The 11,812-nt window shown below is 50.8% G+C and carries 12 protein-coding genes; 6 read left to right on the forward strand and 6 right to left on the reverse strand.

What is annotated here, in order from left to right; genetic code table 11:
- The first annotated feature begins 63 nt into the window (after nucleotides 1-63).
- From KJS40_RS06385 to KJS40_RS06395, 3 genes are all read left to right on the forward strand, one after another.
- The gene (locus tag KJS40_RS06385; RefSeq protein WP_213539508.1) at nucleotides 64-711 is read left to right on the forward strand and encodes a hypothetical protein; all 648 of its coding nucleotides are present in this window, start codon (nucleotides 64-66) and stop codon (nucleotides 709-711) included.
- Nucleotides 712-890: 179 nt separating this feature from the next.
- Nucleotides 891-1,292, forward strand: coding sequence for a hypothetical protein (locus KJS40_RS06390; protein WP_213539509.1), 402 nt, complete (start codon nucleotides 891-893; stop codon nucleotides 1,290-1,292).
- Nucleotides 1,293-1,348: 56 nt separating this feature from the next.
- Nucleotides 1,349-1,885, forward strand: a complete 537-nt coding sequence (locus tag KJS40_RS06395) for a hypothetical protein (RefSeq protein WP_213539510.1) — start codon at nucleotides 1,349-1,351, stop codon at nucleotides 1,883-1,885.
- A 349-nt stretch (nucleotides 1,886-2,234) separates the two neighbouring features.
- On the opposite strand, the gene KJS40_RS06400 is transcribed toward KJS40_RS06395, so the two are convergent.
- A complete protein-coding gene (locus tag KJS40_RS06400) occupies nucleotides 2,235-2,981 on the reverse strand; it encodes a response regulator transcription factor (RefSeq protein ID WP_213539511.1) in 747 nt (248 codons plus the stop codon).
- Nucleotides 2,978-4,327: a cache domain-containing protein gene (locus KJS40_RS06405; RefSeq protein WP_213539512.1), complete on the reverse strand. Its 1,350-nt coding sequence runs from the start codon at nucleotides 4,325-4,327 to the stop codon at nucleotides 2,978-2,980. The genes KJS40_RS06400 and KJS40_RS06405 overlap by 4 nt, the downstream gene beginning before the upstream one ends.
- Before the next feature lie 437 nt (nucleotides 4,328-4,764).
- On the opposite strand from KJS40_RS06405, the gene KJS40_RS06410 reads away from it, so the two are divergent.
- From KJS40_RS06410 to KJS40_RS06420, 3 genes are all read left to right on the forward strand, one after another.
- Complete coding sequence (locus KJS40_RS06410) at nucleotides 4,765-6,138, forward strand: anaerobic C4-dicarboxylate transporter (protein WP_280520250.1); 1,374 nt, start codon at nucleotides 4,765-4,767, stop codon at nucleotides 6,136-6,138.
- A gap of 1,208 nt (nucleotides 6,139-7,346) precedes the next feature.
- Nucleotides 7,347-7,508, forward strand: a complete 162-nt coding sequence (locus KJS40_RS06415; RefSeq protein WP_213539513.1) for a hypothetical protein — start codon at nucleotides 7,347-7,349, stop codon at nucleotides 7,506-7,508.
- Between the two features lie 104 nt (nucleotides 7,509-7,612).
- Nucleotides 7,613-7,846, forward strand: coding sequence for a hypothetical protein (locus tag KJS40_RS06420; protein WP_213539514.1), 234 nt, complete (start codon nucleotides 7,613-7,615; stop codon nucleotides 7,844-7,846).
- A 74-nt stretch (nucleotides 7,847-7,920) separates the two neighbouring features.
- Here KJS40_RS06420 and KJS40_RS06425 read toward each other — a convergent pair whose 3' ends face one another.
- The 4 genes from KJS40_RS06425 to KJS40_RS06440 form a co-directional block, all read right to left on the reverse strand.
- Nucleotides 7,921-8,337: a hypothetical protein gene (locus KJS40_RS06425; RefSeq protein ID WP_213539515.1), complete on the reverse strand. Its 417-nt coding sequence runs from the start codon at nucleotides 8,335-8,337 to the stop codon at nucleotides 7,921-7,923.
- 205 nt (nucleotides 8,338-8,542) lie between these two features.
- Nucleotides 8,543-10,516 (reverse strand): ATP-dependent DNA helicase, encoded by a 1,974-nt coding sequence (locus KJS40_RS06430; protein WP_213539516.1) that lies wholly within the window; start codon nucleotides 10,514-10,516, stop codon nucleotides 8,543-8,545.
- A 106-nt stretch (nucleotides 10,517-10,622) separates the two neighbouring features.
- Complete coding sequence (locus KJS40_RS06435; protein ID WP_213539517.1) at nucleotides 10,623-10,910, reverse strand: hypothetical protein; 288 nt, start codon at nucleotides 10,908-10,910, stop codon at nucleotides 10,623-10,625.
- Nucleotides 10,911-11,134: 224 nt separating this feature from the next.
- On the reverse strand, nucleotides 11,135-11,485 hold the full coding sequence (locus tag KJS40_RS06440; protein WP_244859732.1) for a hypothetical protein: 351 nt from the start codon (nucleotides 11,483-11,485) through the stop codon (nucleotides 11,135-11,137).
- Nucleotides 11,486-11,812: the final 327 nt, after the last annotated feature.

The raw sequence follows: 11,812 nt of genomic DNA on the forward strand, positions 1-11,812 counted from the left end.
CGGGGTCCCAAATTTCTTGCCGGTTAAAACTGCCGGCAGCAATTTTCAAGAGGGTCAAGTCAAATGATATCCAAAGCCGGCAAAGCCAACACGAATCAAGGGGCTAATTCTAAATACGGGGCTAGGAATGCGAAATTCATTGCCGAATTGAAGCTCAAGCACGGCTCTCCCATTCGGACAACGAACGAATTCCTTGCCGGCACTCTACTGATCATTATCGCGTGTGTTGGAATGCCGACTGCTATGTCCGCCGAGTCTGTCATTACCGGCAGTCTTGGACCAAGCGGACCGCCGTTGACCTATCCCATCGACGATGTCCACATCCGCCTGACTCGTCATCCCGGCAACGCCGCCTTTCCGGTTCAGCGGGTTAACTTGTCCGGTTCCGGTAGCGCAACGCTGGAGCGGGACGGCAAAATCATGCCATTCACCTACCAAGTGAAGAATCTTCTGGCCCTGATGAACGAGTTCTACAGGATTCGGTTCTTCGACATGCCAGATGATTATGCCAACCGGTATTCGGTCTTCCTGAAGGATGAGGGGACTGTCGAAACGAGCGCACTTCACATGCTAGATGCTGGGGGCATGCGAATCTGCTTTACAGCGGCCCGCTATGAAAAATGCGTCAACTATGGCGATGAGGGGCCTTCCGAACTGGAGGATATCGCTAGACAAATTTTTTCCGCGGCCGATATATTGGTGAGCAAATAGGACTCGGATTGCTGTTCCTGTCATCGGAAAATTTGCTTCCAATTCGAATATACCGCTTCCTGGTTATAGCTATTTTTAAACACAATTACATAAATTATCGTAAACTAGGGGCGCTTTTGTTTCAAAGGAAAGCCCGGATTCATACACATTCGTCATTAACTTTCGAGAGCAAAAAAATCATGACACATAAGTTATTGGCAGTATTTCTTCTCGCGCCTGTATTGCTCTTCAACTCGGGATGCTCGGTTTTTATGGCGGCGAAGCAACCCGACAAGAAGAATGTGGATTTGTTCAGGTCAGGCACTCCAAGAAATATGCTTCTGGGTGAGTTTGGTCCTCCTGCCGTATCGGAGACGAGGGATGGCAGGAAATATGAGGTTTTCAAGTTCATCCAGGGTTACAGCACCGGGGCAAAAGCCGGCAGAGCGCTGTTTCATGGTGCTGCCGATGTGATGACGCTGGGCTTATGGGAGGTCGTCGGCACACCCGCGGAAGCGGTTTTCAGCGGTGATGAGATGGCTTACCAGGTTTCATACGATAAGGACGACAGGATCGACCAAATTACGGTGTTGAAGAAATAAATGCACCGGCTGATGAACACGAATATTTTAACTTAAAAAAAGGAAATATCAATAAAATGTACTATTCAATCAAGATATTGCGGGTTGGTCTCCTGGCAGCGATAGGCGCCGGACTATTGCTTTCCGGGTGCGCGACAACATCCCCTAATGCGGCATTCAGGCAAGCATTGCCGAAGGACCAGCGCCTGGACGCGAACGACACCGCCGATGTAAAAATAGAAGCGGCAGAGGGCATTTTTATCGACGAATATGAGAAACAGCGGCTAGCCCGGAACATTCTGGGAAAGATCGACATGCAAAAATTGCAGAATCCCGATTCCTCGGGCAAGCGTGAGTATGAGATCGCGGTGTTGCTGACAAGATATGAAAAAGGCAATGCTTTCGCCAGATTCATGCTTGTCGGGCTTGGGCAAATTCATATTGATGCCAAAGCATCCGTATTCCTGCTGCCCGAGCGTGTGAAAGTTTCCGAATTCGATATCGACAAGACGTTCGCATGGGGTGGAGCCTATGGCGGCCTCACAACGATTGAAGACGTGGAGCATGGATTTGCGGAAGGCGTGGCACAGGCGGTGACGAGCGCGAAAGAATAAAGAGGTCGCCCCGTTCTTTTATCGAACGCGCAGAAGGCAGCATGTGAAAGTGGAAGACTCCACGATACGTATGCTTTCTGCGCCAGGTTCTCAATGTCAAGCATTGCGAACAATAAAAGTGCATGACACAGATATCCGCAACCGCGCGTGTACCCAAAGTATAAGCCGTGCCGCTGATCGATAATCGACGATCGAGGCTATCGTTAGTGTGCGCCGTAATAATTTACGAAAATGTCTCAATTTTAACCGATGCGTTCGATAGCTTACTCGATGCCGAGTCAGCTATCGAACAGCCAAGCAGCGAAAGGGCAATGGTGGTCTCAAAGACGAGGCGCACTCGCCAAAGTAATTAGTGAGAGGATCCATCTTTCATTTTCGTATCAATGATGATGGGGAAGGGACAGCGATCTCTATACCTTGTGGCAATATTTATCAGAACCGTTGGATTCTCGCTGTCTTCTTCCGACAGATATTCTTTTAATTTATCCCAGATATTGGAGCGATGCTTTTCCACGGTGCGCTTAGTTATACTGGTTTCACGGAGCTTGGCAGCAATATATGCATTGGACTTCCCATCGCCAAGAAGCCATAGGACTTGTCGTTCGGTCGGAGTCAGATGCTCTTCGGGTTTTAGTACCGGAGGAAAGACTTTGTGGCCGTTAACGATCCTACGGGTTGCTTCTATGAGAAGGCCTGCTGATTCAGCACCTTTCGTCACAAAACCCCAGGCACCCGCTTCGATTGCTTGAAATATGTACTTTTCTTCATCGTGGTAGGTATATACCAGAACGCGTAAAGCGGGAAAGCGGAAGAGCAGCTTTTTGGTTAATTGGATGCCGTTGATAGTTCCGCGAGGCATTTTCACGTGAGGCATTTCCAGATCGGTCACCACCAGATGTAGTGCCTCCGGACCGTTTGCCTCGTGTAATTTGTTTGCCTTGTGAAATTCGTTTGCCTTAAGCAGGGCATCCTCTTCGCCAGTTGCCTCGGCAACTACTCGAAAGGCTGTCTGTGTTTCCAGCAGGCCTCGCACCCCTTTTAATATCATATCGTGGTCATCGACTAGCATGATGTTGATGAGTTGACTGTTTATCATGGCTTTGGAAAGAAATAATTTAATAAGTAACGTAATAGAGATATTGGAACGGTGGCGGTTATCGTGGTGCCGCTGGTTGTAGAATCGGTTGGAGAATTGATATCCAAGTGCCCATCGATCTTTTTCATCCGCTTTTTCATATTGCGCAAACTCACGCCGAATTCTGGTTCGCTGTCAAACCGGTTAGTGTCAAAGCCGGTGCCATTATCACGGATGGTGAGCACCACCTGGCGCTTGCTGCCTTCCAGCCGCATCCATACCTGGCTGGCAGCGGCGTGTTCCATGACATTTCTTAGGGCTCCCTGCGCAACCCGGAACAAGACTTCTTTAACCGAAGCGGATAGATTCTCTGTATTGTCCACTGCGGTGAAGTCGATAGGGGTCAAGTCAGTTTGCATATTACGAGCCAACTGACGGAGCGACGGCGCCAAGCCGGTTGTGTCCGAATAAAATTTACGGCTCAGGTTGCGAGTATCCTTGAGGATTTTATTCAGTTCGGCCGCCGCGCGCTTGAATGTATGCTGCGCCTGCATGAACTGCTCAGCTATTCCCAACTGGATAATACCTGTTTCGATTTGCAGTCCGACGTATACCAGCCTTTGGCAGATGTCGTCGTGCAATTCACCTGCCAACCTGATCTGTTCCTCCACTCGCGCGGCGTGGCGCTCGTTGATGCTCAGCACCAGGCCGGAAGCAACCACCAGGACCACCCCTAGAAATGCAATCACGCCAATCCAGCGCATGGTGTCGAAATTATTGCTCGACACTTGTGCATCTACGGTGGCTAATGCATTTTCGACGTCATCGAGATAAATTCCGGTCCCTATCACCCATCCCCACTCAGGTAGCGGAATTACATAGGTGAGTTTGAGAACAGGTACTTTAGTGGTTGGTTTTTCCGTTGCGTACTGTACATAACCGCCCCCTTCATTCGCCCGGCCGATCAGGCTCTGGATGGTGGGGTAACCGTTAACATCCTTGTAATCCAGGCGATTGCGACCGATCAGCTCCGGCCTGCGTGAATGAACAAGTAGCGTGCCTTTGAGGTCGTATACAAAAAAATAACCGTCCTCCGAGTAATCCAGGCGCGTCAGAATCGCTTTGGCCGCGTTCATTGTCGCGGCATCGGTGCGGCCTGATTCATAAAGATGGGCGATCGAATGCCTGGCCAGTGTCACGTAACTCTTCAATTCCGCCTGCTTGCTGGCGCGAAAAGCCGGTTGAATGACCTCTTGTTGAGCTTTGCTTAATTCCGTTGCATGGTGATAGACAGTGAACGCAAAGATGCAAAGCGCCAGAACAAGCGGCACAGTGGCAAATACAATGATTTTTTGTCTTAGCTTCATAAACACCATTTTATGGTTTGTGCGTCATGCGTGAATACATAGAACTATGTATTTACGCTACGTGTTTGTGCGCTTGCTCTAGAAAACAGATTGTTGCCAAATGTCAGCTGTATGAAAGCAATAAAGCATTGATGAGTTGTAGATCCGGCTGAACCGGTCTTCCACGAACGAGAACGCATCGGACATGGTGCATCCTGTTCAGTGGGAAAAGCTCTAACTCAGCCAGAATAGGTGGGGCATAATATCAGCCGCGTTTTTCCCGATCAATCACTTGTATGGGCATCGACCGGGATGTAGAGGACTCATTTTGCTGTCTATGAACAATTATGGTAAATGAATAGTCATTTATATTCTTTCTTGCCTTTTCTCGGCATAAAGTTGCCAGCAGATACTGTTGTGTTTGGGTGATATGTCGGCCCTGGATTCAAGATAAGCGGTTGTCCATTTTTTACCTGGGAAAATTGAGCAGCATGGATTTCCTTCTGGAACTGGCTATCATTCTTGCCTGCCTGGTTTACGGCACGCGAAAAGGGGGCGTCGCGCTGGGCTTGCTAAGCGGCATTGGCCTCGTCATATTGGTATTCGTTTTCCGGTTATCGCCGGGAAAACCGCCGGTGGATGTGATACTTACCATCATCGCGGTCGTGGCTGCCTCGGCAACGCTGCAGGCTTCGGGAGGATTGGAGGTGGTGTTGCGAGGAGTCGAAAAACTCTTGCGGCGCAATCCGAAATACATATCGGTGCTGGCGCCTTTTACGACCTGCGGATTGACGATGGTATGCGGCACAGGCCATGTCGTTTATACGATGCTGCCCATCATTTATGACGTCGCGATCAGGAACGGCATCCGCCCGGAGCGCCCGATGGCTGCTTCCGCTGTTGCCAGCCAGATGGGCATCGTTGCGAGTCCGGTATCGGTGGCAATGGTTTCGCTGGCGGCATTTCTTGCCGCCATACCCGTGGAAGGCGCGGCAATCGATTTCATTACCGTGTTGTCAATTACAATTCCCTCAACATTGGTCGGCGTATTGATAGTTAGTATTTTCAGCGCGTTCCGCGGCAAGGAGCTCGATGACGATAAACGGTTCCAGGCGCTTATTGCCGACCCCGATAACTGGAAGCGCGTGTATGGTGAGACCGTTCCATTGGAAAAGAAGCAGTTGCTGCCTGGCCAATGGATCGCGATGGGCATATTTGTCGGCGCGATAATGGTGGTGTCCATGCTCGGCGCAATCGAATCGCTGAGACCCATTGTCGATGGTAAACCATTATCGATGGTGATCACCATTCAGATATTCATGCTGTTGGCCGGGGCCCTCATTATTTTATTTACGGAAACGGATCCCGCAGCCATAGCCCGAAACGATGTTTTCCGTGCCGGCATGGTTGCTGTCGTTGCGGTATTCGGTGTTGCCTGGATGGCTAACACCGTATTCGAAGCGAATCTGGAAGATGTGAAGATCGCGTTGTCGGGGTTGGTGGAGGCCCAGCCCTGGACTTATGCGATTGCGTTGCTGATGGTTTCCAGGCTGGTAAATTCCCAGGCAGCCGCCATCACCGCAATGGTACCGCTGGCTCTGTCGATCGGTGTGGCGCCCGGATATGTCATTGCTTTTGCGGCTGCGAGCTATGGCTATTTTATTCTGCCCACTTATCCAAGCGACCTGGCAGCCATCCAGTTCGATCTCTCCGGCACCACGCATACCGGCAAATACCTGATAGATAGCAGCTTCATCCTGCCCGGACTGATTGGCGTATCCACTTCGTGCGTGTTCGGATATTTGTTTGCCGCGACACGCGGACTCGTCTAGCGCAGAAGCAATCTGTCATTCCGACCTTGATCTATCGAGTGGTATGTCCGCTTTGATCGGCATTCAGGCTTTTTCATATGATCGTCATGATGGGCCCAGCAGATAACGATTGCCGGTTGTCCATGAGTAAAGCCTGCTAACCATCCGGAACCGGTTTATACCATCCCCGATCCAGTGCGCGACTTACTGGATGACCTCCAGGCTTTTTAAAAAACTGCTGGACGCCTTTATACAGCTCAGGTTGGAAGCGAGACATCTGCAGGCAACTCCACATGCATTTTTTTCACGCTTTCCCGACGCATCCATCGCGTGCGCGTCACGACATTCATATAGGCCATCAACTGCTTCAGGTGCGTTCATATACTCCAATTTATTTATGGTTTTATTCAAGCGCTTGTGGCAACTACGTATCTGTTCTCCGTATTAATACGCTTACCCAGGGAAATGAAATATCGTCGAATATCGATTGTGGGTTACGGAACGAACCAATGAGCACGTCAGTGACATACTGGGAGGGTCATGAACGTGAGGGAATATTCGCCGATGAAAGCAATAGTTCCATTGAGGCCTCTTCCTGAAAGAAAGGAAGAACCACACTCGGATTTTTGAGCTGATCTTCTTTTATGGAATAGTTGTCGTTATGTATGGAATGTTTAAATGGGTGGCGGAAGCAAGCGATATCCTGCTTTTTTCTCTTTATTTGAGCTTAATTCTATTTTTTCCATTGTTTCAGGCGAAAAGACCTCGAAAAAGAAGACCCCGAAAAAGTGCGCAAAACGGGTATCGTTCCGCATTCATTAATGAGTTCGCGTTCCCCGATTCAATAAAGGAGCAAGTCAGGAATCATTATCCTCATCTATCCGACGAGCATCTGCGCCTCGTCATACAAGGGCTAAGCCAGTATTTTCAATTTTGCCATATGAGCGGGAAAGAAGAAGTTTCGATGCCTTCCCGCGTGGTGGATTGCGCCTGGCACGAATTCATTCTGATCACACGATCTTACGAGCGTTTCTGCTGGAGTACCATGGGTCGTTTTCTCCATCATGTCCCTGCAAGCGAGGCAAGTTCGCCGACTTCCTTTGCCGAGGGCATAAGCAGAGCATGGCGATTGGCCTGTGATTGGGAGGGAATAAATCAGTACTCGCCTGAGCGGCTCCCACTTCTGTTCGCGATTGATAACACGCTGAAGATACCTGCCGGATTCAACCATGTCCTGGACAATGACTACGCCATCGGTGGCGAGCGGCATGATGATGCTTCAGAAGGTGGTTGCGGAGGTGATGGGGATGGTTGCTCAGGTGATGGAGGTGGTTGTGGAGGGGGTTGCGGAGGTGGTGGTTAAACAGGAACCGAGAGCCACCTCTGCATAGCTCCGAGTTCACGTTGTAGAAGGCGTTACGAACCTTTATAAGGCTGAAATAAAACTTATTGCAAGTACCTCGGCCCTTGGCGATGCGCAGGCGCGCGCTATTGCATGCGCCCTGACGCGGAGACACTCAATGGCAAGCGCGACCTGGTCACTCTCTCCACTTTGCTCTACCATGGCATCCGGCGCGCGGAGCTTGGCAAAACTGAAAGTGTAGGCGGTGGCGCATCTGCGGATCAGGGCCGCAAGATGCGCTTCATGCCCCCACCTATCTCGGCAGGCTTACGACGATCTATGACCACCGTAAGACCCTGCCGGAAGGTGGTTCGACATTTAAGGTGAGTTACTGAAACCACCCTTAATGTTGTCTCGACTTAAAATCTACCAATATCTACCAATATCTACCAATAGTGCGCTTAAAGTGCCGGGCTCTGATTTCCTGACGTCGCATGGTTTTCGTCGAGTTTTGAAGCCATTTGACGATGCAAAGCGGCTTCTTGCATATCTGCTGCGATAGTGCGCTCGTAATTCCGAATTAACGCTTCAGTATGGGCTTGCAAGTCTTGCGCCCGCCGACCATAGAGATAGCTTTTATTCTGATATTGTTCCAGCAACTCCTTTTGTTCCTTTACCTTTGCCTGCATCTGCGAAGCCGCGTCTTCATAATATATTGCTATGGCCTCATGATCGCTCCGGGTGGTGGCATTCTGAATCGCCGCACGGATTTCAGGAGTGTCGGCAGAATTATCAACTGCAGTAGCGGGGGCGCTTAGCGAAGCCAACAGCCCTATCATCGATATCGCGGCAAGGAACTTTCCAGATTTTGTTTTCATAATAGTAATGAACCCAAATAGATTAGTTGACCCTATCCTAGCTCGATTAGTACTATGAGTATATTGGGGAAACTCTGGTTTTATGCTAAGAGAAACTCTTAGGGGTCTCTTGACACGACAATTGCCTGCGCCAACTCGGGCGGTGGATAAGCCTGCAAGGTCGCAACCATACTAAAACCGTTTACGAATCTGAATACCCGGCCGGTTATGAGTCACTGGTCACGACGGCCTCATTATTCATGGCAAAGAATGCCTCCACCTCAGCCAGTTCTCGCGTGCGCTTCATCGGCGGCAGGCTTTGCCAGATCTTTTTTCCATACGATTTGGTTATAAGGCGCGGGTCGCAAATCATCAGTACGCCACGATCGGTTTCATCGCGGATCAATCTGCCCGCGCCTTGCTTGAGGTTGATGACCGCGCGGGGCAGTTGATATTCCATGAAGGCATTGCGTCCTTCCTTGTTGATTTTGTCTATGCGCGCGGCGAGCACCGGGTCGTCTGGCGGGGCAAAGGGCAGCTTGTCGATTATCACGACCGACAACGCCTCACCGCGTACATCCACGCCTTCCCAGAAGGATTGACTGCCGATAAGTATGGCATTGCCCATTTTACGGAAGCGTTCCAGCATATGGGAGCGCGAGCCCTGGCCTTGCAGCAGTATGGGATAGTCGAGTTTCTCCCGCTCGAATGCCTCCAGCAGCAGTTCGTGCGCGCGTTTCATTGCGCGCAGGCTGGTGCACAGGAAAAACGCACGGCCACGGCTGGCTTTCACTACCGGCAGTGCGGCTTTTATCACTTCTTCGGTATATTCCCGGCTGTTGGGTTCGGGCATGCCGGTGGGTACATAAAGCAGGGATTGGTTGGCAAAGTCGAATGGGCTCTCCCAGCAGGCTGACTGTGCGGGATTCAATTCCGTATCCAGGCCCATTTCGTTTTTGTAGTGCGAGAAATCGCCTTTTACCGAAAGCGTGGCGGAAGTGAATACCCATGCGCGGGGAGACCCGCTCAACTGTTTGTTGAAAATTTCCGCGATGGAAAGCGGCGTGGCGTTGAGCTGCAGCGCGTGACTGAACACTTCCACCCACCGCACAAACCCTTCGGCCTCTGCCTGGTCACGCCAGCGTTTTATGTTGCTGGAAATCTCTCGCGCACGTTGCCAGCAGTTCTCAAGTCCTTCTGAGCGCTCTGCCTGGCTTTCCAGCATATCTACCAGCGCATCGAGTTTTTTCAGCAGTTCATCCAGCGCACTGCCGAATTTGGCATTCTTCATCGTAGCGGCCAGCGGCAGGCGCGTATTCTCGCCCTCGATAGTCAGCCGAAAGTCGCGTGCCGCTTTTTCCATTGCCGCTATGGCCGGGGGCAGGGCGGTAAAATCTTTTGCGCCCCGTACCGCTTCCGCTTCGGAGTCGCGAGCAAGCTCCAGCAATTGACTGGTGCTTACCGATTCTCCAAAAAACAGGCTGGCGGTTTCCGGCAACTGGTGGGCTTCGTCGAATATTACTGTGTTGCAGGCGGGGAGCAGTTCCGTCAGGCCTTCATCGCGCAACATGACGTCTGCGAAGAACAGATGATGGTTGACTACGACCACATCCGCTGCAAGCGCCTGCTTGCGGGCTTCCATGACAAAGCAATTCTTGTGATGCGGGCATTCCGAACCGAGACAATTGTCGCGTGTGGAAGTCACCTGCTGCCAGACCGCGGCGTTTTCCGGCACTTCGCTCAATCCGCTTTTATCACCGCTTTTGGTGACGGCGGCGTAGCGTTCAATCAGCTTCAGATACTTCACCTCTTCACGGCTGGCAAGGATGGCGCGACCCTCCTGCACCGTGCGCTCCAGGTGGTAATGACAGACGTAGTTGGCTCGTCCTTTCAATAACGCCACGGTGACCGGGGCCTTGAGCGCCGTCCGCACGGTAGGAATGTCGCGGTTGAAGAGCTGATCTTGCAGGGTCTTGGTGCCGGTGGAGATAATCACTTTGCCGCCAGCCAGCAACGCCGGGACCAGATACGCAAAGGTTTTGCCTGTGCCTGTGCCTGCCTCGGCAACGAGAAGAGAATTTGCGGCGATGGTTTCCGCTATTGCCTGCGCCATTTCAAGTTGCTGCGCGCGCGCGCTGTAACCCGGCACGGTGCGGGCAAGCGCGCCAGCAGCGGAAAAGAAGGTTTCGATATCAGGCATGGAGGGGAGGTAAGTGAACTGCCGCCATGATAACGCAGTGCTTTGTATAAGGCACCGCTAAACCCTGATCGGTTGCTGGTTTAATTCCTGTCGTCGGTCCGATTGTTCAGCAAAGGTTGCATACTTCCCATACTTCCGGTTCAAACATCCTCATCCGCTCCTGTAAATAGCCGGGTGTCAGTATTTTGTTCGCCAGATGATTTAACGTTGGTCTAAACGCTTTTTTGCCTTTAACCGTTTTGATCTTTTCTGGTAGCGTGCTTTCGTGAGGCAAATCGTGGCCGGCATGATAGGTTTTTTTCCATAATGCCTCGGTGCACAACGGATCGCTGAAAAAATCCCTTTTCTGGGCGATATTCCTCGCCAGCCCGTTCAACGCAGCGATACTGATCAAGGTAAAGATAACAAGAATTACGAGCGGGAGGCACTTCTTTATCAATGACAGCAACGATGCTTCCCTGCATATTAGCCAGATTGATTTCATATTCATCGTTTAACGTCACCTTCTAATAGCCCTGATTCGGCTGCTATCGGCGACCTTGAATTGCGGGTCTACAAATATGGCAAAAACGGTCGCCTTGATACGTTTACCTCAATTGTTTTTCAGTAGTTTTAGGATTATTGGCGGGTGTTATCTGTTTGCCGGATAAAAGTACCATGATCATCCTGCTTGAGTTTTGCCGCCATTTGCCGGTGAGCCGCTGCTTTACTGAGGCTTGTCTTTGCCGCTTGTTCATACCGGTGCATTAAAGCCCAGGTATGCGATTTCCGGTCCTGCGCTTGTCTCCCGTAGAGATAGCTTTTTTCCTGATAATGCTCAAGTAATCTTTTCTGTTCCTCTGCTTTCATGCGCATTTCCTTGGCGAGATTTTCAAAACGCTTTGCCAAGGCATTGTGGTCGCCATATGTTCTGGCATTCTGAACGGCTTTAAGGATCGCGGGACTTTTAACCGCTTCATATCGGCTCATCGGTGCACAGGCAACCAATAAACCGAAAGTAGATATCATTGCCAGAGACCTGTTTATTATCATGCGAAAGCTGCGAAGAGTCTGAATTGACGCCGCGACATTCGCTGTATGCAAACCCGGCCACCAGGAGATAGAGTACTAACTGCATGGCACTTTGTCAACTTTGCTATGTTAAAAGTATCTCGGTTATCGCCAGAATATTTATTGTTGTAGCATATTCAGTGGTTTGTGAAAATTGAATGGGCCACCGCCTGGTGGGAACGCGGAAAACAGTAGTCCTTTCCGGTTCACCGCGCCAGCGGCGCAGTGGGATGTGGGTGATAGCGG

This window comes from Nitrosospira sp. NRS527, assembly GCF_018406445.1.
GTDB classification, from domain to species: domain Bacteria; phylum Pseudomonadota; class Gammaproteobacteria; order Burkholderiales; family Nitrosomonadaceae; genus Nitrosospira; species Nitrosospira briensis.

Excerpts from the sequence above, each read along its gene's own strand:
- KJS40_RS06385 (WP_213539508.1), top strand. The coding sequence starts at position 64 with ATGATATCCAAAGCCGGCAAAGCCAACACGAATCAAGGGGCTAATTCT.
- KJS40_RS06390 (WP_213539509.1), top strand. The coding sequence starts at position 891 with ATGACACATAAGTTATTGGCAGTATTTCTTCTCGCGCCTGTATTGCTC.
- KJS40_RS06395 (WP_213539510.1), top strand. The coding sequence starts at position 1,349 with ATGTACTATTCAATCAAGATATTGCGGGTTGGTCTCCTGGCAGCGATA.
- KJS40_RS06400 (WP_213539511.1), bottom strand. The coding sequence starts at position 2,981 with ATGATAAACAGTCAACTCATCAACATCATGCTAGTCGATGACCACGAT.
- KJS40_RS06405 (WP_213539512.1), bottom strand. The coding sequence starts at position 4,327 with ATGAAGCTAAGACAAAAAATCATTGTATTTGCCACTGTGCCGCTTGTT.
- KJS40_RS06415 (WP_213539513.1), top strand. The coding sequence starts at position 7,347 with ATGTCCTGGACAATGACTACGCCATCGGTGGCGAGCGGCATGATGATG.
- KJS40_RS06420 (WP_213539514.1), top strand. The coding sequence starts at position 7,613 with ATGCGCCCTGACGCGGAGACACTCAATGGCAAGCGCGACCTGGTCACT.
- KJS40_RS06425 (WP_213539515.1), bottom strand. The coding sequence starts at position 8,337 with ATGAAAACAAAATCTGGAAAGTTCCTTGCCGCGATATCGATGATAGGG.
- KJS40_RS06430 (WP_213539516.1), bottom strand. The coding sequence starts at position 10,516 with ATGCCTGATATCGAAACCTTCTTTTCCGCTGCTGGCGCGCTTGCCCGC.
- KJS40_RS06440 (WP_244859732.1), bottom strand. The coding sequence starts at position 11,485 with ATGAGCCGATATGAAGCGGTTAAAAGTCCCGCGATCCTTAAAGCCGTT.